At 40.2% G+C, this 24,600-nt stretch carries 17 protein-coding genes; 9 read left to right on the forward strand and 8 right to left on the reverse strand.

From position 1 onward, the window contains the following. Positions 1 to 67: 67 nt before the first annotated feature. Complete coding sequence (locus ACRD69_RS15690; RefSeq protein ID WP_430816060.1) at positions 68 to 1,252, reverse strand: aspartyl protease family protein; 1,185 nt, start codon at positions 1,250 to 1,252, stop codon at positions 68 to 70. A gap of 140 nt (positions 1,253 to 1,392) precedes the next feature. On the opposite strand from ACRD69_RS15690, the gene ACRD69_RS15695 reads away from it, so the two are divergent. The 3 genes from ACRD69_RS15695 (at position 1,393) to ACRD69_RS15705 (ending at position 3,781) form a co-directional block, all read left to right on the forward strand. Further along, entirely contained in the window at positions 1,393 to 1,899 is a 507-nt protein-coding gene (locus ACRD69_RS15695; RefSeq protein WP_430816061.1) for a UpxY family transcription antiterminator, read from the forward strand. Positions 1,900 to 1,978: 79 nt separating this feature from the next. Next, the gene (locus tag ACRD69_RS15700) at positions 1,979 to 2,974 is read left to right on the forward strand and encodes an NAD-dependent epimerase (RefSeq protein WP_430816062.1); all 996 of its coding nucleotides are present in this window, start codon (positions 1,979 to 1,981) and stop codon (positions 2,972 to 2,974) included. 18 nt (positions 2,975 to 2,992) lie between these two features. Then, complete coding sequence (locus ACRD69_RS15705) at positions 2,993 to 3,781, forward strand: hypothetical protein (RefSeq protein ID WP_430816063.1); 789 nt, start codon at positions 2,993 to 2,995, stop codon at positions 3,779 to 3,781. Between the two features lie 138 nt (positions 3,782 to 3,919). On the opposite strand, the gene ACRD69_RS15710 is transcribed toward ACRD69_RS15705, so the two are convergent. From ACRD69_RS15710 to ACRD69_RS15725, 4 genes are all read right to left on the reverse strand, one after another. Then, complete coding sequence (locus ACRD69_RS15710) at positions 3,920 to 4,591, reverse strand: hypothetical protein (protein WP_430816064.1); 672 nt, start codon at positions 4,589 to 4,591, stop codon at positions 3,920 to 3,922. Between the two features lie 16 nt (positions 4,592 to 4,607). Beyond that, on the reverse strand, positions 4,608 to 5,081 hold the full coding sequence (locus ACRD69_RS15715) for a hypothetical protein (protein ID WP_430816065.1): 474 nt from the start codon (positions 5,079 to 5,081) through the stop codon (positions 4,608 to 4,610). Between the two features lie 141 nt (positions 5,082 to 5,222). Continuing rightward, positions 5,223 to 7,811 carry an ATP-dependent chaperone ClpB gene (gene clpB / locus ACRD69_RS15720; protein ID WP_430816066.1) on the reverse strand — a complete coding sequence of 863 codons (2,589 nt, stop codon included), beginning with the start codon at positions 7,809 to 7,811 and terminating at the stop codon, positions 5,223 to 5,225. Between the two features lie 142 nt (positions 7,812 to 7,953). After that, positions 7,954 to 8,886, reverse strand: a complete 933-nt coding sequence (locus ACRD69_RS15725) for a polysaccharide deacetylase family protein (protein ID WP_430816067.1) — start codon at positions 8,884 to 8,886, stop codon at positions 7,954 to 7,956. A gap of 266 nt (positions 8,887 to 9,152) precedes the next feature. Between ACRD69_RS15725 and ACRD69_RS15730 the strand changes: the two genes are divergently transcribed. From ACRD69_RS15730 to ACRD69_RS15755, 6 genes are all read left to right on the forward strand, one after another. Next, positions 9,153 to 11,087 carry a glycogen debranching enzyme N-terminal domain-containing protein gene (locus ACRD69_RS15730; RefSeq protein ID WP_430816068.1) on the forward strand — a complete coding sequence of 645 codons (1,935 nt, stop codon included), beginning with the start codon at positions 9,153 to 9,155 and terminating at the stop codon, positions 11,085 to 11,087. Positions 11,088 to 11,092: 5 nt separating this feature from the next. Beyond that, entirely contained in the window at positions 11,093 to 12,388 is a 1,296-nt protein-coding gene (locus tag ACRD69_RS15735; protein ID WP_430816069.1) for a glycosyltransferase family 4 protein, read from the forward strand. An 18-nt stretch (positions 12,389 to 12,406) separates the two neighbouring features. After that, entirely contained in the window at positions 12,407 to 13,702 is a 1,296-nt protein-coding gene (locus tag ACRD69_RS15740) for a glycoside hydrolase family 57 protein (protein WP_430816070.1), read from the forward strand. Between the two features lie 124 nt (positions 13,703 to 13,826). After that, the gene (gene glgP / locus ACRD69_RS15745) at positions 13,827 to 18,050 is read left to right on the forward strand and encodes an alpha-glucan family phosphorylase (protein ID WP_430816071.1); all 4,224 of its coding nucleotides are present in this window, start codon (positions 13,827 to 13,829) and stop codon (positions 18,048 to 18,050) included. 110 nt (positions 18,051 to 18,160) lie between these two features. Further along, positions 18,161 to 18,361, forward strand: a complete 201-nt coding sequence (locus ACRD69_RS15750; protein WP_430816072.1) for a hypothetical protein — start codon at positions 18,161 to 18,163, stop codon at positions 18,359 to 18,361. A 1-nt stretch (position 18,362) separates the two neighbouring features. Beyond that, positions 18,363 to 18,527, forward strand: coding sequence for a hypothetical protein (locus ACRD69_RS15755; protein ID WP_430816073.1), 165 nt, complete (start codon positions 18,363 to 18,365; stop codon positions 18,525 to 18,527). Positions 18,528 to 18,751: 224 nt separating this feature from the next. On the opposite strand, the gene ACRD69_RS15760 is transcribed toward ACRD69_RS15755, so the two are convergent. From ACRD69_RS15760 to ACRD69_RS15770, 3 genes are all read right to left on the reverse strand, one after another. Continuing rightward, entirely contained in the window at positions 18,752 to 19,960 is a 1,209-nt protein-coding gene (locus ACRD69_RS15760; RefSeq protein WP_430816074.1) for a Pycsar system effector family protein, read from the reverse strand. Positions 19,961 to 20,130: 170 nt separating this feature from the next. After that, positions 20,131 to 22,119: a polyphosphate kinase 1 gene (ppk1, locus tag ACRD69_RS15765; RefSeq protein ID WP_430816075.1), complete on the reverse strand. Its 1,989-nt coding sequence runs from the start codon at positions 22,117 to 22,119 to the stop codon at positions 20,131 to 20,133. A gap of 29 nt (positions 22,120 to 22,148) precedes the next feature. Beyond that, positions 22,149 to 24,437, reverse strand: coding sequence for a GAF domain-containing protein (locus ACRD69_RS15770; protein WP_430816076.1), 2,289 nt, complete (start codon positions 24,435 to 24,437; stop codon positions 22,149 to 22,151). Positions 24,438 to 24,600: the final 163 nt, after the last annotated feature.

Genomic DNA, 24,600 nt, shown 5'->3' on the forward strand with positions numbered 1-24,600 from the left:
TTCAAAAATTTGAGCGCAAATATACGATTTAATATTTGATAATGGAGAGCTTAAGAACAATGAAAACCTAAAACTTAATTCTGGATAATTGATATTTTTCAAGTTCTTCTCCTTCGTTCTTTTGAATAGTGAACACCAATTGCTCCTTATCTTCTGTTATATCTTTGAGTGATAAAAACACTTCGCAGGCACTTTTAGTCATAAAGTTAACTCCTTCCACATCTATTATCACATCTCCTTTTTCAATACCCAGTTCATCAGCCTCGCTGCCCTGCCAAACTCCATTAACGACAAACTGATCATCTTTCATGATAATATCAAGGCCAAAACTCCTGACCTTAATAGGCTCAGGGTCTTCAACATTAAAGAAAAATCGCTTCTTGGGATAGTCCAAAGTAAAGGTCCCTTGCTCCAGCACTTTCATCCCTATTTTTGATTTCCCGGCTCCTGCTTCAATAATCGCATTATTAAAAAGTGATTGTCCTATTTGCAGATTCATTTGATGGTATATTTGCGACTCATACTCTCCTGCACCCCAGGCCCCGTGCGAATTGGTTCCATCAGACATATATACCGGCGCAGCTATTGCATCTTTGCCTCTTAACCATTTTGCAGTTTCATTCCATAAGGCAAAAGAGTCTCCGCTTCCTGTATCGATCAACACCCACTTTATATCCTGATCATTGACCCTGACCTTTATAAAGGGGGAGCTTTGCTGCTTATTAACCCTTAATTTCGCCCCTTTAGCTTTATCCCCTTCAATGGTTTGATACGAATCTGCGATAATGAGCTGTTGTTTTTGCCAATCAATCTTAAACGCACCAAATCTCAGCAAATTACTTCCGATTATACCCTTGTAACCAAGACATTTAAAAGGCCCTTCAAACACATCAACATAAAGAATCGGAATCTCCTGGTAACTCAAACCTCCGAGTTTTATATTCTCTGACACTACTAAACGGGCCATTTCCTTTTTACCTGTAGCATCTCCAATACTGATTTCTCTCGATTGTGAAAAGCTACGGTGAGTACTATCTTTAAATAAAATACACATAGCTCCTGTATCAAGCAAATAGCGACCTTCAACACCATCAATCGATGCTTTAATTACGATTTTATCATGGATATATTCAAATGGCATTTCTGCATAAAACCTATCACCATTAGAGTGTTTCCCCCCATTAAATTGGGCTGCGACACTTACAGACAATAATACTGTAAGCAATAAAAAACCAACTTTATATTTTAACATACGATTCTGTTTTTGATTTAGTTTGATCTTAAAGTAACAGCAAAACTAATCCAAAAGTAAGTTTGAATATTATCAGATAACATCTAAATATCAATATTTCCTTATACTTTTTTTGTTAATTTCGCATAAAATTAGATGCTTTGGACAATAATCAAGACAAACAATGGTATGCATTGTATACCAAATCACGTGGTGAGAAAAAAGCTTTGGAACAATTAACAACACTTGGAATAGAAACCTATTTGCCTTTAAAAAAGACATTAAGGCAATGGAGTGACCGAAAAAAGTGGGTAGAAATGCCTGTTATCAGTTCCTATATTTTTGTGAAAATTCCCAAGGCAGCTTATCGTGAAGTTTTTAAAGCAAATAGTGTTGTTGCATATGTATCCTATAAGGGGAAAGCTTGTGTTATTCCTGATGGTGATATTCTAGCCATGAAACGCACCATTGAGAATCAACTGGATTTCAGTGTTGAAGCCAACCAGATTGAAAAAGGACAGCAAATCACTGTCACATCAGGTCCACTTGAAGGCATTAAAGGAGAGGTAATTGACATTCAGGGAAAGAAAAAAATCATTCTTCGAATTCAGCACATTGGCTATACCCTGGTTGTTAACCTCGATGATGCCAGTTTTAAAAAGGATTAAGATTACCAGACCATTTTAATGACTTATTTATTACGACAATAAGGTATTAGCAGCCTAATTTTTATAATTCAACCTAAACATGATCGCAAATCAAAAATGTAGTATTTTAGTAACTGGCGCTGCAGGCTTTATCGGATTTCATCTGTGTAAGCAGTTACTTCAATCGGGCTGTAAAGTAATAGGGATTGATAGTATTAACAGTTACTATTGCACCCAACTTAAAGAAGACAGATTAAAGGAGTTGGAGAAATACAGTAACTTTCGCTTTCTCAAACAGGATATATGTGATAAGCAAGGGCTTAATCAGTTATTTAAGAATGAACAATTTGATTATGTCATTAACCTGGCTGCACAAGCCGGTGTTCGTTACAGCATTGAACAACCGTATAAATACATTGACAGTAACCTGATTGGTTTTATTAACATTCTGGAAGCATGTCGACGCTACCCTGTTAAGCATTTGATATATGCATCATCAAGTTCTGTCTATGGCAATTCAAAAGCTACTCCTTTTAGCACGCAAGATGCCTGCAATGAACCCGTTTCACTTTATGCCGCCACTAAAAAGTCGAATGAGATGATGGCGCATAGTTATGCCCACTTATATAAAATTCCAATTACCGGCTTACGATTTTTTACAGTTTACGGCCCATTTGGCCGCCCCGATATGGCTTACTTTTCTTTTACTGATAAGATTGTCAAAAATGAAGCCATACAGGTGTATAATAATGGTGATCTGGAGCGTGACTTTACCTATATTGATGATATAGTTAAAGCCATTGAAAAACTAATTGACTTACCCTTTGACAGGCCTGAAGAAATTGATAAACCCTATCGTTTATTTAATATTGGTAATAACAAGCCGGTTAAACTACTGGACTTTATCAAAACACTCGAAAAATACATTGGCAAAGAAGCTATCAAAAACTTCCTGCCCATGCAAAAAGGAGATGTATATCAAACTTATGCAGACATCTCTGATCTGGAAAACCGGATTGGTTTTAAGCCAGACACCAGTCTTGACAAAGGTTTAAAAGAATTCATCGATTGGTATAAATCATATTACAGCAAATAACAGCTAACACCTAAAGGCATGTACGAAGAAGAATTACCCATAGAAGAATACATATATAGTGAAGCATTAAAGGAACGTCATGAAGACTCAAAGCGTTTTAAGGAGTTAATAGCATTGAATGACGCCAGCGATGAAGATGCGGCAACAGAACTGTTATATGTTAGTAAACGATTGTTTTATAACTACTATGGGCTTGATAAGGTGATGGATGCCCGCAATACCATTCTTCATTTCTTTGATGTGGATACGGATGATGATGTCATTCCGGCGACCATGAACGGAGGTATCAATGAGCACGATGACCTGATTGAAGATGTGTTAAACGCACTTGATGACATTGATGATCTTAAAAAGCTCAATCCCAAAAAACTGGCGAACCGTTACCCGGAGCTTTCTTTCCTCGTGCTTATTAAAATTGTATTAATGGAAATACAGGAGGAAGCGCCAAAGAAGATTCTTCGCCAACTGGATGAAGCTCTTTCTATATATCCCGATGACATCCTGATCAGATTGGAGCATGAATCTGTTATTAACCGAGAGGGAAAAAATGGCGGTCTTGTATCTGATGATTTTATTAAAAATACGACAGCATCTGGCGTTTTTAAACGAAAAGCCATTCATTCGTTCGAATTAATGAGTTTGCACACCGCATTATTTGAATATTTAGCCGGCAAAAAAGATATCCTGATGTTGGATGCCCTGATGTTTGCTTCTCAAACCCTTTATCCTGAATGGGAAGATGCCTGGAGTGATAAAGAAGTTTACAGTGAAATTCTTAAAGTAGAATTCTGCAAGCTAAATGCATAAAAGGGTTTCCATTACCAAAAGCCTGGATGCAAAGCACGCAATTATTACAGGAACCTGTATAATGTGAGCTTTGCCATCTCCCTTTTAATTAGGGCGTAGCTTTTAATAGTATGTTCTCCCTCACAATTCAATCATTGGCTAATCAGAGAGGTAGTTTTTAAGTTGACCTATAAGGGGAATAACATTTTCTGCACCTCCGGTAAAAAATGCAGCTCCAATATCAACAACTTTTTTCCCCGATTCAGCTGCCACCCCTTCAAGGAATTTTCGTAAAATAGATTTGAATGTGACAGGGTTTTCCTTGTCTCCTTTAATTGTTGCCTGGCATTCCTTCACGATACGCTCTATGGCTTCCTGAGGATAGTAATACGCCAGTAAGTCAACAAATGATTCAATATGAATTCGTGTGATCTCTGAATTAAAAGAACTATCGGCATAATGCCCTAATTTTTTTAGCTGGGCACCTATGCTTGTCCTTATAAATTTATTTTCTATCACAAACTCAACCTTGTTCAGGTCAGCTCTCAACTTTGACCGGGCAACAATTTTAAAAAACTCTACCTTGACATCCGACTCTGTGATATGACCATATTTTAAATCACTTTCATAGGACAAACGTCGCACTTTCGTTTCGGGTATTTGCAGGTCAAGGCTTATTTCAAAATTTGACTTCTCCTTTAAATCGCCATATTTACGAAGTAAATTGAAGATTAAAACCTCAAAATCATTTTTGTTCATCGAGCCAAAACCTCTGATGCTATACTGCTCGATAAATTCAAGAGCAAACTTCTCCTTATCCGTTAATTTCATTGTGTAATTGTTTCTATCAGGAGTTAGCTTCTATATTTAATTGCCGGCCTTCACCTGCTGCTTTCTTGTCCATTGAATTACCCAGTGCCAGGCCAATAGTCATTCCAATAGCTATTCCAATTCCAAGACTTCCCATATTATCGGTTACCTGCCCCCATACAATTCCCATAGGCACACCAAACACCGTCATACCCAATGCCATCCAAAGATTTCGGTAATGATTTTTGGTAACTATCTTTAACTGCTTCTCCAAAAATCTCAGAATATTCTTTTTAGAAGTTTTGATCTGTTTTTTTAACTCATACTTGTTTTCAATAGCGTGGTTGATCAGTTCAAGGTTATCATTGATAAACTCTACCACTCCCTGTGGCAAATCTCTTTTATTTAATTCTTCAACTAACCTGCGCATGTAGATATACTCTTTATAATCCTTCGGAGGAATATCCTGAGGCTCCACCTCTTTTAGCTGAATAATTTTATTTTGTTCCATAATGCAGTAATCACTATTAAATGTTTGAATATAGCAAAATTTCACCGATTGCTATTAATAGCAAAAGGCCCGCGATAATCACAGGCCACTTTATCCATTCCATTCAATTATTTTATTTTCTGAGTATTACAAGCACCAATATCACTTGTTTGTAAATACCAGTTCATTGTCTTCAACATCAACCAATACGGTTGAATTAGCCATAATTTCATCGGCCAGTATCTTTTTGGATAACTGATTCAACACCAAACGCTGAATAACCCGTTTTACAGGTCGCGCTCCAAACTGAGGTTCATATCCTTGTTCGGCAATAAAATCAACAGCCTTTTTAGTCAATTCCAATGATAACTGATTCTGGTGTAAGCGTTCTTTCAGCGCGTTTATTTGAATCTGCACAACCTCCTTCACTTCGTCCAGGTTAAGAGGCGTGAACATCACCAGCTCATCGATCCTGTTCAAAAACTCGGGACGGATCGATTGCTTTAGCAGTTTCATCACCTCTGTTTTGGTCTCATCAACCATATTTTCGCGTTGTTGCATATCCATACCTTCCAGCTTGTTTTGTATAATAGGCGATCCCATATTAGACGTCATGATGATAATGGCATTTTTGAAGTCAGCAACCCTACCTTTATTATCGGTTAAACGCCCCTCATCCAAGACCTGCAATAAGATATTAAAGGTATCCGGATGAGCCTTTTCTATCTCGTCCAGTAATACAACCGAATAAGGCTTGCGTCGAACCGCTTCTGTAAGCTGTCCTCCTTCATCATAACCAACGTACCCCGGAGGTGCCCCAACCAAACGACTAACCGCATGCCGTTCCTGGTATTCACTCATATCAATGCGGGTTATAGCATTTTCATCGTTAAACAGGTAATCGGCGAGTGTTTTGGCCAATTCGGTTTTACCAACTCCTGTTGTCCCTAAGAATAGGAATGAGCCAATTGGGCGACGGCTATCCTGCAAGTTAGCCCTTGAACGGCGAACGGCATCTGAAACGACTTCAATGGCCTCATTCTGACCAACAACACGCTTATGTAATTCATTTTCCAGGTTCAGCAGCTTTTCACGTTCACTACTCAACATTTTAGCAACAGGAATACCGGTCCATCTGGCCACTACTTCAGCAATGTCGTCACTGCTTACCTCTTCTTTAATTAAAGCGTTTTCCTGATTTTCATTGAGACGTTGTTGCGCCAATTCTAACTTTTCCTCCTCTTCTTTTATTTTACCATAGCGTAATTCTGCCACCAGACCAAAGTTTCCATCCCTCTCTGCCTTATCAGCTTCCTGCTTAAGCTGATCAACCCTTGTTTTAATGGTCTGTACCTGTTCAGCTGCACTGCGCTCACTATCCCATTTGGCAAAAATACTGTTACGCTGCTCTTTTAGGTCGGCCAGTTCTTTTTTGATCTGCGTGATTTTTTCCTTATCGTTCTCTCGCTTGATGGCTTCCAGCTCAATTTCATACTGCATGATCCGGCGATCCAGAATATCTAATTCTTCCGGTTTAGAATTCATCTCAAGCCGCAGTTTTGAAGCAGCTTCATCCATTAGATCAATGGCTTTATCGGGTAAAAAACGATCGCTTATATAGCGATGTGACAGCTCTACCGCCGAAACAATAGCACTGTCTTTTATCCTTACCTTATGATGCTTCTCATAACGGTCTTTTATCCCCCTGAGAATTGAAATAGCACTTTCCTTGTCGGGCTCATCCACCAACACCTTCTGAAACCGTCGCTCCAGGGCCTTATCTTTTTCAAAATACTTCTGAAACTCGTCTAAAGTTGTAGCTCCTATGGCACGTAATTCTCCACGTGCTAAAGCAGGTTTAAGAATATTAGCTGCATCCATAGCTCCCTGTCCTCCACCTGCTCCCACTAACGTATGGATTTCATCGATAAACAACACAATGCGCCCCTCTTCAGAAATAACCTCTTTTACTACAGCCTTTAGCCGCTCTTCAAACTCCCCCTTGTATTTGGCACCCGCAATAAGCGCTCCCATATCTAATGAGTAGATGATTTTATCTTTCAGATTTTCAGGCACATCTCCCTTGACCAGTCTATGTGCCAGTCCTTCTGCAATTGCGGTTTTACCCGTTCCCGGTTCTCCCACCAGCATCGGATTATTCTTTGTCCGCCGGGATAAGATCTGCAAAATCCTGCGTATTTCATCATCACGTCCAATAACAGGATCAAGCTTTCCATCATTGGCCAGTTTATTTAAGTTGCGTGCATACTTTTCCAGTGACTGATAGGTTTCTTCCTGCGATTGTGAAGTCACGTTTTTTCCTTTTCTCAACTCGGCAATCGCCTTGCCCAATTCCTGCTCACTAACGCCACTATCCTTCATTAAACTAGACGCTTCATCCTTGGCTTTTAATATGGCCAGCATCAAATGCTCAACGGCAACATATTCATCCTTCATCTTTTTAGCCACATTGGCTGCATCATGAAGCATGGATGTGGCCGTACGCGACAACATAACATCTCCTCCCTCTACCTTGGGGAAACTCTGTATAATACTATCGAGAGTTTGCTTAAATAGCTCCGTATTAACGCCAAGCTTATTGAGAATAAAAGGCAGCACATTTTCATCAACTGTAAAAATACCCTTCAAAATATGAGCGTTCTCTATTTGTTGATGACTCAGCGACTGTGCAATTTGCTGAGCCTGCTGAATAGCTTCCTGCGACTTGATTGTATAATTATTAAAATTCATGACATTTTCTTTTGATAAAAAGCAATTATCAAATGCCATACCTCAAGGCACAAACAAGACACATTGTCCTATCTTACAGGTAGATACATGTCATTTTGACTTAGAAATATAAAAACGAATGACAAAAAATCAGGCATACTGATCAATAAGACTGAGAAGACCTTAGGCGCTCATATAATTTATAATACTCCATAACACCCGGCTCCTGACGCATTAATTTTTTACGCGCTGCTTCATCAGACATCCACCGGTACACCCATGATATACCCCAACTTTTATAAAAGTGACTCTGCTGACGGTACACCTCATCGGTCATTGCATCATCGAGGCTAATGAAGGTGTAGTCTTTAGCTTTTAACCGCTCAACAATATCTGGTAAGAAATCTGCATTGATTGAGTTATCGTGACAAAGGTAAATATGCTTTAGCTGCCTGCCATATTGAGCTACAGTTAACGAATCCATCCAGGCAAAACTGCGCATTGTAGCATCCACATAGGCCTGCCCTATCTCTCTGGCTTGGCTTAGACTGTCATTGTTAAGGTAATATTCATATATGGCATTGAACATCCAGTCTGAGCTTTCGACCGTAAAGGGTGTAGAAATTAGCTTCAAGGAATCCAGTACATTATGAATAGCATCGTGCTCCAGGGAGTCGTTTCCCAAATCATTGTAAGGAAATCTGAAATATTTGACGGATTTGCCTGTCTGAGCCGCTATTTTTTTACTCACCTCCAAACCTTTAATAATATCCTTTTTAAAAGTATCCAGATCCACCTTTGAATAATGCGGATGGGAAAAGGTATGTGAGCCTGCAGTAACATACTTATCCTCGATCCATGGTTTTAAATAAACTAAACTGTTATCAGGGTCATTGCGCAATCTGCTTTCGTTAATAAAAATAGCAGATGGTATTCTGTTTTCAGAAAGATAATTGAGAAAGGTCATATTAGCATCCGACTTATATTTCCTGATATTTGGAACATCATCTATAGTAATTGCTACTTGTTTTTGAGCAGTGACCATACACCCTGCTCCCATCAATACCATTAGGGCTAAAAACTTTAGTCTATACATTATATTTTTGTTAATTGAATACTATCCAAAGGGCTCTTAACTTACATTTTACAACTCACAATAACGTTATAATTTCTTTTTCTTACTCCACAGCTAAATATACTTACATCCCTTAATCTATGTTATAAATCATTAAAAAAATGATTTTTGTCACAAATATAGCTACTTGAGCTAAAAATTTACCTAAATTTGATACGGGAATTCACAGGGAGTAAAACAACGCAACAACAGGAATTTAATTTTAATCAGACTATTACCATTTGCGTATGAGTTACTTAAAGTTCGACAAGGCTCAATTGGTAAACACTGAATACTCCTTGAAAAAGGAATTCATCCGTACCAATAGAGCAGGCTCTTTTGCCAGTTCAACTATTATTAATTGCAACACCCGTAAGTACCATGGGCTCTTAATTTGTCCGATCGATGAATTTAACGGAGACAATCACGTTCTGTTATCTTCATTGGATGAGACAATTATTCAACATGGTGCGCCGTTTAACCTTGGCATCCATAAATATCCCGGAACTTATAGCCCTAAGGGACATAAGTACATAAGGGAGTATGAAGTCGATCCCAATCCGGCAATTACGTATCGTGTGGGTGGCGTATTATTGAAAAAAGAAATTTTGCTGGTTGAAAAGGAACAGCGCATTCTGGTAAAATACACTTTACTCGAAGCCCATTCGCCTACTACTATCCGATTCCAGCCATTTGTTGCATTCCGTAACATTCATGCTTTAACCAAGGCTAATCTTGATGCCAACACACGTGCGGCGGTAGCCAAAAACGGTATTAGCCTGAAACTTTACGAAGGTTTTCCTCAATTGTTTATGCAAACATCGAGAGCGGCTGAGTTTGTTCATGCACCTGACTGGTATTTTGACATTGAATACAAGGAGGAGAAAAAACGTGGCTATGAGTGCCATGAAGACCTGTTTGTACCCGGTTATTTTGAGATGGAAATCAAAAAGGGTTCCCCAATCATTTTTTCTGCCGGAACCAGGGAAGCTACTCCCGGCTCCCTTGTCAGACAGTTTAATTCAGAATTGAAAAAACGCATCAATCGTGATAGCTTTGAAAGTTGTCTGGATAACTCTGCACAGCAAACAATATCGCGCAAAGGAAAAACAGTAAGTGTGATCAACGGCTTCCCGTTTCTAAGCCACAGCGAACGAAACACCTATTTATCAATACCGGGACTTTGCCTTTCACGGGATGATGAGAAGACCTTCAATGAGATTTTAAACACCTCGTTAAAAACGATCACCAATCGCTTTTTACCAGAAAAGGCACTTAATAAAGACCGTACCTCTGTTGATGTGCCTTTATGGCTTTTCTGGACCTTACAGCAATATGTAACTTTTGGAGCTGATAAGGCAGATATTTGGTCAAAATACAAAAAGGTCATCAAAGAAATACTAAACTATTACAAGAGTCGATCGCACCTGGCCATTGAACTTCATGACAATGGTTTATTGTGGACCAGCCAAAAAGGAGTCACCTGGATGAAAGTGCGTAACAATGGTACATTTCTTCAGCAGCGCATGGGTTATGTAGTCGAAGTAAACGCCTTATGGTATAATGCTGTTGTTTTTGCCCTGGACCTTGCTGGAAAAGGCAATGACAAATCATTCATTAAGGAATGGCAGTCTTATCCAGACCTGATTAAAGAAAGTTTTAACCAGGTTTTCTGGGATGATGAAAAAAGTTACCTGGCAGACTATGTCAGTGATAACTACTGCAGTTGGAGTATACGCCCCAATATGCTATTTGCTGCGTCACTGCCTAACTCCTGTTTAAATACGGAACAGAAAAAATCTATACTTGACAAAGTGGAAACAGACCTATTGACACCAAGAGGACTGAGAACCCTGTCTCCTAATAACCAGGACTATCTGGGCGTTATCAATGGTAACGAATACGAACGCAACAGGGCGTTACACAATGGTTCTGTTTTCCCTTGGTTATTTGGACATTATGCTGATGCTTACCTCGATTTGCATAAGACATCGGGTGTAGCACACATTAAACGACTATTGGAAGGATTTGAAGAATGTGTTACTGAACATGGCATCGGTTCCATTTCTCAAATATACGATGGCAACCCGCCTCATAAACCTAATGAAGCAACCTCATATGCTCTGAGTGTTGCTGAAATCATAAGGGTTGGTAAAATGATTAATAATCTATCTGATAAGTAGTTTTTATGAAAGTATTAATGTTCGGATGGGAATTTCCTCCTCATATATCAGGTGGTTTAGGAACTGCCTGCTACGGTTTAACAAAAGGTTTATCTAAAATAGATGATTTGGATATTGTATTTGTGGTACCCAAAGCCTATGGCGATGAAGATCAGAGCAAAATGCAACTGGTAGGTGCCAATAATACACATATTAAGCAGGTACAGGAACACATTAAAAAGTTTAAATCAAAACATACCTACCTTGAAGTTGAATCAGAATTGATACCATATAACGATCCTGATGAATACTACACCTTCCGTGATTCCAAATTATTTGGTAAAAACAAACTATTCAAGGTCAACACAGAAGGTAAGCTTGAATTTAGTGGTAAATATGGTTCTAACCTTATTGAAGAAATATACAAGTATGCCTATGTAGCTTCTACAATCAGCATGGATAATGAGCACGATGTTATTCATGCTCATGACTGGTTATGCTACCCGGCCGGCATTGCAGCCAAGGAAGTATCAGGCAAGCCATTGGTTGTGCATGTACACGCAACTGATTTTGACCGCAGTGGCGGCAGCGTAAACCCCAAGGTATTTGAAATTGAAAAAATGGGCATGGATGCTGCTGATAAAATCATTGCGGTAAGCAACCTTACCCGCAACATCGTCATTGAAAAGTACGGTCAGGATCCTGATAAGGTAGAAACTGTTTATAATGCCGTTGAACCGGTAACTTTTGAACAGAAAAAGTCCATTAAAAAAGGTGTTAAGGAAAAGGTGGTGACCTTTCTGGGCAGAATAACCATGCAAAAAGGTCCCGAATACTTTGTTGAAGCAGCTAACGAAGTGTTAAAACGAACCGGCAATGTCAGGTTTGTAATGGCTGGAAGCGGTGATATGCTTGAGAAAATGGTGGCTCGTGCCGCTCAACTGGGCATAAGCGACCGATTCCACTTTACCGGTTTCCTTAAAGGCGATGATGTATTTAAAATGTTTGAGATGAGCGACGTATATGTCATGCCATCTGTATCAGAACCATTTGGTATATCCCCCCTCGAAGCCATGCAATCCAATGTTCCGGTTATCATATCCAAGCAATCGGGTGTTTCTGAAATATTAACCCATGCTGTAAAAGTCGATTACTGGGACATTGATGCATTAGCCGATGCTATTTACGGAATAATTAAATACGATTCTCTTTCAGGAATTTTTAAAGAAAAAGGCAAAGAAGAAGTAGATAACCTGAAGTGGACCAACGCAGCACTGCATGTACACGAGGTGTACAATAATGCCATTAACTCATTCCTTTAAACACTAAAACTAAACTAGATGAAGTCAATTTGTTTATATTTCCAGGTACATCAGCCATTACGTTTAAGAAGATATCGTTTTTTTGACATTGGTCACGACCACTATTACTATGATGATTTCACCAATGAATCAATCATGCACAAAATTGTGAAAGAATGCTACCTGCCGGCCAATGAAATCTTATTGAATCTTATAAAATCAAATAATAAAAGTTTTAAAGTGAGTTTTTCAGTTACGGGCGTTGTACTTGATCAGTTTGAACAGTATGCACCCGAAGTTATTGAAAGCTTTAAACAACTTGCCGATACCGGATGCGTGGAATTTTTGGCTGAAACCTATTCACACTCGCTTGTAGCACTTAATAACAATGATGAGTTTAAATCACAGGTTAAGGCACACAGTCAGCGTATCCACTCATTATTTGGTCAAAAACCAAAAATATTCCGCAATACCGAACTGGTATACTCCGATGAAATAGGCAAAACAGTAGCCGGCATGGGTTACAAAGGCATGCTTACTGAAGGTGCGAAACACATCCTTGGGTGGAAAAGTCCTAATTATTTGTATTGCAATGCCATCAACCCTAAATTAAAACTACTGATGCGCAACTATACACTGAGCGACGACATAGCTTTTCGTTTCTCTGAAGAGGGCTGGAATGAATGGCCTTTAACAACAGAGAAATTGGTTGACTGGATGAACCAGATGGATGAAAAGGAAGAGATTGTCAATGTTTTTATGGACTACGAAACCTTTGGTGAACACCAGAAGAAAGAGTCGGGAATTTTTGAATTCCTTGAAAACCTCCCGGCCGCCGTTCTTAAGTCAGGCCATTACGAGTTTATCACACCTTCTGAAGCGGTTAAAAAATACCAGCCCATTGCTGTTGCACATGTACCTAATGTAATTTCGTGGGCCGATGAAGAACGTGACCTATCAGCATGGCTTGGTAACTCCTTGCAGGACGAGGCATTTTCAAAGTTAAATGAACTGCGTGATGATGTTTTGACACTAAATGACCAACGCATTAATAAGGATTGGAACTACCTCCAGAGCAGTGATCACTTCTATTACATGTGTACTAAATTCTTTTCTGACGGTGATGTGCATTCATACTTTAACCCTTATAACTCGCCCTATGATGCGTTTATAAATTATATGAATGTATTGAGTGATTTTAAAATACGCATTAAGGAGTTAATGGATGCAAGAGCACAAGAAGAAACCAATGATGAGTTGCAGCAAAAGGACAAGCTGATAAAGCAATATGAGAAAGAAATAAGTAAGCTCAAAAAGCAGATTCTGCAGGACTAGCTCCTCTCATTAACATTGCCATGGAATCAAATAAAAATCAAACATATGCAAAAACTTTAGCGATGGTATGACAAAGCACTACCGACACAAGTAATTTGCATATGATTTAATAAACTATAATCATATGAAAAAGGTAAAACCAGATCCCGATTTTATTTTTGAAGTCAGCTGGGAAGTATGTAATAAAGTAGGAGGAATTCATACGGTTATTTCTACAAAAGCACAATCACTTAAGAAAACACTTAAGGATAACATTATATACATTGGTCCTGATTTTAATTATAAAGAGCACCGCGAGAAAGAATTTAAAGAAGATGACTCGCTTTATCCTGATTTTAAGCAAAAGGCTGAAAAGCTAGGGATTCCCATCAGGATTGGTCGTTGGAAAATTCCCGGTGAACCCCAGGTCATCCTGATCGACTTTAAACCATTGCTCAAAAACAAGGATGCTTTCTATGCTAAAATGTGGGAAGTGTACAGACTGGAGTCGCTCTATGGTGCCGATGACTACCATGAACCGGCTATTTTTGGTTATGCTGCCGGTCAGATAATCGAAAGCTTTGTAAAAGAATATGTATCTGTGCGCGAAAAGGCGGTGGCACAGTTTCACGAGTGGATGACAGGTGCCGGATGCTTATACATAGAGCATCACATGCCTGAAATTGCCACCATTTTTACCACCCATGCCACCATGCTTGGACGGGTACTGGCCAGTAATGGTGAAGCCTTGTATGATAATTTATATAAGTTCGACACTAAAGAAAAAACCAGCCAGTACAATGTATCAGCCAAGTGTTCACTGGAAAAGAAAGCAGCCCTTGCAGCCGACTGCCTGACCACTGTTAGTGAAATTACAGCACGCGAATGTAAGCAGTTTTATGATCGCCCCGTTGATGTGGTATTACCCAACGGATTTGAAGATGATTTTGTCCCCGAGCCCGGCACTCTGAAAAACACAAGAGAAGCATCGCGTCAACAACTAAAAGAAGTTGCCGAAACAATGCTGGGTTATTCACTTGCTTCAGATACCCTCTTTGTTGGAACCGGTGGGCGTTACGAGTTTAAAAACAAAGGTATTGATGTATTGCTTGATACCTTAGGTAAATTAAACCATGACCGTACACTCGATCGTGAAATTGTTGCTTTTTTCTTTATTCCGGGAGATCAGCGAGGACCACGAAAGGATTTGGTCAATAGCCTGAGTAATAATAAAAAAGACGAAGGGTTGGTAACGCCATTTATTACTCACTACCTGGGCAACGTTGATCACGACCCGATCTTAAACAAAATTAAGGAAGTGGGTTTTAGCAATGCAGCTGACGAAAAGGTAAAAGTCATTTTTGTACCAACCTACCTGACCGGGCATGATGGCATTTTTAATAAAGCCTATTACGATCTGCTGATAGCGCTTGACTTATCCGTTTTTCCATCATATTATGAGCCCTGGGGTTATACGCCAATGGAAAGTGTGGCCTTTGGAGTACCTACCATCACCACATCACTGGCAGGATTTGGTAAATGGGTTATGCAGATAGCAGAAAATGGTAAAGGCGGTGTTGAAGTCATTGATCGAAACGATTCCAATACGGATGAACTTGTCCATAATATGGCGCATTATATTCAGCGCTTTGCCCAGCAGCCCGAAGAGGTGGTACAGAATTATCGTGAGAACGCAAGACAAATTGCCCAAAGAGCACTTTGGAAGAATTTTATCGGCTATTACCACAAAGCCTATGAATTAGCAATAAGAAACAACATGAGTAAAGGAAAAGACAAGCACGAAACCAAACAACTAGAAGTAGCCAGAACCAACCAGCTTCAATGGCGCAAGTTAATAGTTGAATCAAACCTTCCGGCCGACCTGTCAGGACTTGAGGAATTATCAAAAAACCTGTGGTGGTGCTGGAACTACCAGGCTATTGACCTTTTTGAATACATTGATCCGGCTTTGTGGGTCAAGGTTAAAAAGAACCCGATCATACTGCTTAAATCAATTAGCAGTACACGCCTGGCTGAACTTGAAAAAGACAAAGACTTTCTGAAGCGTTATCAATCGGTTTACCAGGACTTCAAGGATTATATGGCCGTTAAACCGGCAGCCAATCAGCCTAAAATTGCCTATTTCAGTATGGAATACGGGCTAAGTGATAATCTAAAGATTTATTCAGGAGGCTTGGGTATATTAGCCGGCGATTACCTGAAGGAAGCCAGTGACTCCAATGTTAACATGGTGGCCGTTGGCTTTTTATACAAGTTTGGTTACTTCACCCAACGCTTATCTCTCAAAGGCGAACAGCTGGTTGAGTTAAACGCGCAAAAGTTCTCATTCCTTCCGGTAACCTTGTTACGCGACGAAGCAGGGGTGCCCAAAACCATTAATTTCCACCTGGAAGGGCGAACAGTCAAAGCCATGATCTGGGAAGTGAATGTGGGACGTATTAAGCTTTATCTGCTCGATACCGAAACTGAAATGAACAATGAGCAAGATCGTGTCATAACCCATCAGCTATATGGTGGCGACTGGGATAACCGTATCAAGCAGGAGATATTACTTGGTATCGGCGGTATCCGGGCACTCGATGAGCTGAATATTGAACCCGACCTGTACCATTGTAACGAAGGACACGCCGCACTGATCAATGTTGAACGCCTGCGTCAGTTTATCAATGATGGTTATTCATATGAAGAAGCATTAGAAATCGTACGGGCCTCATCGTTGTTTACAACACATACGCCGGTACCGGCAGGACATGATACCTTCGCACCCGATATGATACGCCATTACCTGTATTATATTCCGGAAGAACTGGGTATCAGCTGGGAGAAATTCCTTGCGCTTGGACGCGCCAACCCATTAGATGCCAATGAGAAATTCTCAATGAGCAACCTGGCTGCACATACTTCAGTGGCGATGAATGGCGTTAGCTGGCTGCATGGTAAAATATCGCAGGAAATGTTTAACAACCTCTATGAGGGCTATTTCCCGGAGGAGCTTCACATAGGCTATGTAACCAATGGTGTTCACTACCCCACCTGGACAGCCAAAGAGTGGCGTACATTATATGAAAGTGAATTTAAAAAAGGCTTTATCAATGACCAGTCCAATAAAAAGTACTGGGAAAAGATACACGAAATTGAAGATGAGAAAATCTGGGCAACCAAAAACGGTTTGCGCAAGCAACTGATCGACTATGCTAAAGATCGATTCCACCGCAATTGGATCAGGCGCTATGAAGATCCTAAGAGCCTTGTTGAAATCATTGATTCCATTGACGAAAATAGCTTAACCATTGGTTTTGCACGACGTTTTGCAACCTATAAGCGTGCACACCTTTTGTTTAGTGACATTGACCGCTTATCGAAGATCTTAAATAATCCTGAGATGCCGGTTCAGTTTATCTTTGCCGGTAAGGCTCACCCGGCCGACAAGGCAGGACAGGATTTGATCAAGCTGATCGTTGATGTTTCGCGCCGCCCTGAGTTCGTTGGTAAGATCCTCTTCCTGGAGAATTATGACATGGAATTAGGTCAGAAACTGGTCAAAGGGGTTGACATATGGATGAACACTCCTACCCGTCCGCTGGAAGCATCTGGTACTTCGGGCGAAAAAGCGGTGATGAACGGTGTCATGAACTTCAGTGTACTTGACGGATGGTGGCTGGAAGGCTATCGCAAAGGTGCAGGATGGGCTCTGACTGAAAAGCGCACCTATGAAAATCAGGGTTTTCAGGATGAACTGGATGCACAAACCATCTACTCGATGTTTGAAAACGAGATCGTACCTTTATTTTATAAACGTAATGAAAACAACATACCGGTTGACTGGGTGAAATACATTAAAAACTGTATTGCTGATATTGCACCTGATTATACAACAAAACGTATGATGGATGATTACAAAGAGCGCTTCTATGAACCAATGTATAAACGCGTAAGAAAGGTTCGTCTTAATGACTACGAATCAGCCAAAGAGCTGGCCGCCTGGAAACAAAGGCTGCTGGCATCATGGGATAAGATCGAAGTCATTTCGGTAGATGCGCCAAGCACCCCAAAACACAAATACCTGTCGGGGCAGTCATACCACATGGAGGTGGCCCTGGATCTAAAAGATCTCAAGGATGAAAACATTTGTGTTGAGCTGGTAATCCGTAATTCATCAGAAGGGCAAAGTAGCGGACCTATTACAACACAAAAGTTCAGTCAGGTACGTAAAGTTGATACACTGGCATTCTACGAACTGGATCTGGAGTTGCTTGATCCGGGTATCTTTGACTTTGGCGTTCGTGTTTTCGCCTGCAATCCGGCGCTACCCCATCGACAGGATTTCAGCTATGTCAAATGGATATAGACTGAAAACCGGTAAGCTCTGACTAAATACAGACAGTATAATACTCAAAAGAGTTGTTCATAATTGAGCAACTCTTTTTTTGACCCGCTAGTATGCCTCGTGCATAGATAATGCTCACCACGAAGCAACACCAGCATAATAATGGGCTTAAGAATTTCTTTGCCATATTTGAAGCTATAGTTGATGAATGGATGTTTATTGATAACTCGGGAGAACCATATGAACTAATTGCTCAAAAAAACAGCAATGAAATTACCATAAGAAATTCTGCCAGGTGGAATGAACTGGCGAATTACTATAAATCAAAATAAGATGGATAATAGTGAAAAAATAATTGAAGGCCTGGAGAAAGCCTATAAAAAGCTGATCAGGTATAAGAAGTATAAAAAAACGCCGATTATTGTATCTAAAGGAGGAAAAGTGGTGGAAATCTCACCTGAGGATGTCTCTACCCAAGAGAATGTCTGTAAAAAATAGGCCCGGCAATGATCAGGCATTGTATATGCAGCAAGATGTTGGGTGCGAAACAAGCATATTATCCACAGCGTGGCAATCACACAACATACAAAAGAGCTGTTCATGTTTGAGCAGCTCTTTTTCTATGTATAAATAGTGATCATTATTCCTTAAAGGCTTCATCATTGCCCCCCATGTAAGATACAGGTAACAGCTCACCTTGCCGTACAAGTCCCTGCCCGATCTCAGACGTGATGTATCAATGTCAGACTGATGACAAAAGCCACCACTGAGACACATAAGCCGATCACAAAGGTGATATAACCCATTCGCAGGTAAGTATACTTTTTGTTAAGGACGCGTCCCAGGTGGTATAAATCGCGTGTTAAACTCTTATATAAATAATCTTTATCCTGCATCAGTTCACTAACACCCCACTCAAAATCATTCTGTTCCATGTTGTGAAAGTTACCAAAGAATATCAGGTTACCCCGCTTATTACTAACCTCATCACGTGTCATTAATCCATGGGTTGTACGCGGAATAGTCGATATGATAGAAATGATAATTGTAGCCACACTAAAACTGACCAGCACAAGAGCAGGAACCAGTAAATATGGATTGTTATCCAATTTTGGGAACAAGGCTGATAAGACGATGGAGATAATAATACCATTTACACTTATCAGCGTATTAGCCTTACTGTCGGCAATCTGACTCAGTGACAAATGATTTCTCAGGGTCACCCTGAACATGGTTTCAATGCCCTTATCAGGCTTTTCAGCCGCACCCTTTTTCTTCTTTTTCTTTTTCTCTGTCAGTTTTGCCAGTTCCTCGGTGGTAGTAATATCCTTTTGTGACAATTCAAGCAGTCGATCGCGGTTTTTATCTTTACCCTTTTGGTAATTCCCGCGGGCATAATCGGTATAAAACTGGTGCTCGTCAAAGAATACGATGCAGTCGCCTATCCATTGGGCGGGCGTTTTATCTGTTCTGCTGCTAACCTCATTAAACAGGTTAAGAAACTGAACACGTATGTAATCATTATTCTTCAAATGGGACAGATCGGCGTCTTTAATGATCCGCTCATAGATATCAACCGGCTCATGTCCCAGTTTGGTACTTAAAATAACACGCTCCACCAACTGAATGGATTCCTCGGCGTATTTCCTGGCTACAAGTACCTCGCGTGCGAAGGCAGCTGATCGTTTCTCATGGCCTTTGATTTCCTCGCATGCTTTCACATCGTGAAACAAGGCTGCCAATTGTATGCTCTCAAGTTCCTTATCATTTATCTCAGGCGTAGCACTTCCAATCTCAGTTACCGAGTTAAGCACATTAAGCGTATGTTCCCAATTATGAAAGCTATGTTCGTTCTCCTGGTATTTCTTGATTTGTTCTTCAGCAATTGGCATACATTCCGTTACCAATAATGTCCATGGCTGATCTGTCATATTCTTTTTCTTTATGCTTATTATACCAATGTTACACACATATAGAGCTCACATCATTTGCTCTTCGTACCTGTTTAGTTAACAACATGGACCACATGTATGGCTTTTCCCACATTAATAACAAAGAGGTTTCACCATACCTCAAGCCAGGTTGATGATAAAAATTGGTATTACAAGTTAGTAACTAATTCAAACATATACTCCTGTGAGGTTAATTTATTGCTTCCCTCAACAAAAGCATTGTCCCCTTCAGGTGTTATTACCCGACCTTTTAATCTGTCATTTGACTGATAACTGATTTGTTGAAGCAGCATGTTTTGCACATCGGCATCCCATATCGGGAAAGCGATCTCAATGCGACTTGATAAATTTCTTGTCATCCAGTCGGCCGAAGCCAGGTATGTTTCTTTTTCCGACAAATGATAGATTCGTGTATGCTCCAGGTATTTGTCAATTACACTCACAATCTTAACATTCTCTCTCTGTGCTTTTGAAAGCGGACAGAAACACGAAATACCGCGTACCACCATCTGGAACTTCACGCCAGCGTCAGCAGCTTCGCGAATCAAATCGATCATCTCCGGATCTTCCAGGCTATTGAGTTTGATATGCAAGAGCTGCTCCTTTCCTGCCTTTGCCTTAGTAATGGAACGGTGAATGGCTTTCGTCAGCTTTTTCCGTAACACAAAAGGAGCGACAAGCAAATGCTTAAAATGCGGCTCATACTGCTCGTCTTTTAAAAATTTAAATACCTCATCCAGGTCATTGGTATAGCGATCGTCACAGGTTAATATCCCGTGGTCGGCATATATTCGGGCTGTCTTCTCATTAAGGTTACCTGTTCCCAGGTAAGCATATGATTTCAACACGCCGTTTTCACGCCGTTTTATCAGAAATACCTTGGCATGAACCTTTAGCTTATCAATTCCGTATTTCACTACCGCTCCAGCCTGCTCCAGGCGTTCACCCCAGTAAATATTCGATTCCTCATCAAAACGTGCCAGTACTTCTGACAACACAAACACATTCTTGCCACTTTGGGCAGCTCTCTCCAGTGCCAGGCCAACCTCTGAGCCTTTACTGACGCGATATAAAGTAGTACTTATTTCCTCGACAGCCTCATCTTCAGCGGCCAGTTTTAAAAAGTCTGTCACATAGTCAAAGGACTGGTACGGATAACTTAAAAAAACGTCTTTATCGGCCACTGTCTGATACCAGTCAGTACTATTATCTAATCGCTTACAAGGCAGTTTAGCATCCGTTTTATAGTATAAATGTGGTTTATCTTCAAAAACAGGAAATCCGAAAAAGTCATAATAGTTATGATACGTTCCTCCTGCTATGAGGCTCGACATATCCAGGTCGAGCTTTTTACGCAAGGTATTAATGTGTTTAAAGGGTATGTTTTCATTGAACAACAGTCGGCAAGGCAGGCCAGTATCACGCTTCTTAAGACTTTTCTTAATCTTCTTTACTATATTTTCATCCTGCTCTTCATCGATATACAATTCTGCATCGCGTGAAATTTTGAAAGCATACACCTCTGTATCATGCCCAAGGATCTTGTGTATATTGTATCTGAAGATATCATCGGCCTGCACGATCTTAATGTGTTGCTCAGTTTGCTCCAATGTGATAAATCGTCCCCAGCGCTCATAATCCATTTCAAGCAGATATTGCTTACCCCCATCTACAACCAGTTGATAAATCGACTGATTATTCAGGTCAAGCGTAGTCTCATTGGTTATTTCAATCAGTTTAAATTCATCCTTAAAATGCGCATCATAGTATTTCCCGATCAGCTCCTGGTCATTTTTATTAATATCACCACATAGGAACAAGATTCCTTCGTGTGCCAAACCGGCAACTATTTCATCAAAAAACAGCCTTCCCAGGCAGGACTGCTGTTCACTGACAATAGAATTGATCTGCTGTAAAATATATGATGGGCGATAGCCATATTTGTTCCGCTTATCACCTTTATACTTTTGAGCAAAACGATGGCTGGCCACACGCACTTTATAAAACTCTTCGAGGTTTGATGAGTAAATAGCCACAAACTTAAGGCGCTCCATCAGCGGAACATCTTTTGAACCTATTTCCTGTAATATGCGGCCATTGAATGATAACCAACTTAGATCTCTGTCTACATATTTCATTGGTGCATGAGATTAATCGTTAAGGTCTGCTATTTAGTAATTATTTCTTCAAACGCCGCTTCTTCTGTTTGATTTGTATCAGCAGCAGTAAAGTCCACTTCGATCCTTAATGCTTTTAATCCCGACGCACCTTTCAGGTCTTCCAGTTCAAGATCTTCGACCTTAGCGGTTATATATCCCTGGGCCTGCATAAAATCAAGGTAATGCCTGTATTCAGCTATTTCATCAGCATGGGAATATACAATCGCGATCTTCCCGACCTGTGTAACGCGCTCGTTGGTTCCTTTGACCAGTGCTTTATCTATTCGTTTTTTGGTAATTTCATAGCGAATATTATAGGCACCCGCCACATCGAATTTCTTCTCATCCTGCCTGAAGGCAATGCTTAAAGGATTGGAGTGAACCAGGATCAATTGCGTTATATCAAGTTTGGTAGGCAGTGTTGGCTGAAGGTCACGGACACGGCGTGCCACCTTAACCATGACAAGCAATTGCCATAAGCGGATATTCTTAAGGTAAATATGGCTGTATTTCATATCCTTGACCAGCGACTGACCAATATAACCATTGTATTCGATACCGTCGGTTCTGTATTTCTCAAAATAATGTGGAAATACTTCCTGGGCACCTACCTGCTCCTTGTCAATTATATCACTTACCTCATCATTTATCAGTGTTAAACTATCTTCAAAATCCTTGCGCTTCTCATAAATAACACCCAGTTCAGGATCAAGCATCTTCTCATATTCCGTTATGACAGCATTCATGTCAGGATAACGACTTTTAAAGAGGTCTAAAACAGGCTTAATTTCTTTCTTCAGAAAATCAATGATCACCACTTCATCGCCGGCTTTAAGTCCCGAACCTACCGTTTTAAGATGCTTGCCGATTGTGTAACGCAAATCATTCATCAGCGGAACATCAGCCACCTCTTTATCCTTTTCAAGTATATTTCTGGCAGCCAGTAGTTGAGCTTTTAAGTCTTTACGAATTGCAATGTTACGTTCGATGGATGACCCACGGATATCAGAAGCCCCGTAAATAGGCACCACATCCGGAAAAACGATGTCTTCGTTTTTTATTGAATCACTGGAATCATCATCATTAATCAGCTGAGCAGCAGCTTCTCTGAAGCGCCATTCCACGGTTGGATGAATGGCCGTATATTCTTCCTGAATAACTGAACGCACCATATCATCCCAGTCTTCTTTGGAACGCTTCATGGCCAAAGCAAATATCGGGAAAAGGTCATGCAGCAACTTCAGTTGGATCATGGTGATGCTGCCTGGCATTTTACATCCAAACTCCAGCATTCCCATTATCTCTCCTTCCAACAGTAATGGCACAACAGCATGACTTCTGATACCGTGTTTTAAGAATTTTTCAACAACCTCATTCTCTTCCAGCTCAGCAATATCTGAGGTCAGCACGATCTGTTTTCCTTTAAACGCCTTTTCATACATGGTTCCCTGGTAACTGTGGCAATCCAGTTCTTCGCGTGGTATAATGGTATTCCAAATGAATTGCTGATTCATTTGGGTTTCAAAGCCATAGTTGGCAGCCATACCAAATTCAGCATGAGGATTTTCGATCAATGTCCTGATCTTATCCCTTATCTTTAAATAACCTTCTTTTGACAAGATGGTTTCTTTTTTTAATAAATCAGATTTCAATTCTGAAATAGCATGATCACGCGTTACATCATGATACTGGAATTGAATAAAGCCTCTGAACTCAAACTTATCCAGTGGAATCAGCTTGTTCCAAAGGTCCAGGTCGTGATCATTATCAAGTAACATTTTCAAGTCTTCAGCATCCAGGTCCTTCACTTTTCCCGTTGTTTTTATCTCAAGGAAACGTGAATTAAAGCGCTTATTAAAGAACTTAACAACACCGGTTTTTGTATTGGTCATTTTTAAGGTAAATGGCAGATCAACTGGAATATCCACCTTAAAATAACGCTCCAGAATTATGAAATAGGCCTGATACAGGATGGTGATCAACATGGCGTTGTCATCCAACTCCATTTCTTCTTCCTTGGCCAGCTCCATCATCACATCACCCTCTCCCAATACCCTTTTAAAAGCAGAGCTTGCAAAAACCTCAGTACTCGGATCAAATGGTTTCCATGCAGCACTTAGCTCAAGTTCATCCTGCATTGGGTTAAAGGTAAAACTCATCAATTGTTTTACAAGGTCAGGATACTTATCAAGGGTAGCCTGGGATACATCCTCGGTCTTTAACTCCGGAGCTTCATCAAGCTTTCTAAGTAGTTCAACAGCCATGTGACTCATTACATGCGACTGCTTTTTACTCATTTTTTCAATTTCCTTAATCAGTAATTGAAAGCTGAGTTTCGTTTTGAAGGGAATATTACATAAACTGCAATTTACCTTTATTTGTTCCTTATCTATCATCTCCCCAATTTTGTATCAAATATCCGTACACATTATATTCTTTTCAACCAAATGTGTATAAAAC

Origin of the sequence: Carboxylicivirga agarovorans (assembly GCF_050589845.1) — a bacterium.
GTDB classification, from domain to species: Bacteria; Bacteroidota; Bacteroidia; order Bacteroidales; family Marinilabiliaceae; genus Carboxylicivirga; species Carboxylicivirga agarovorans.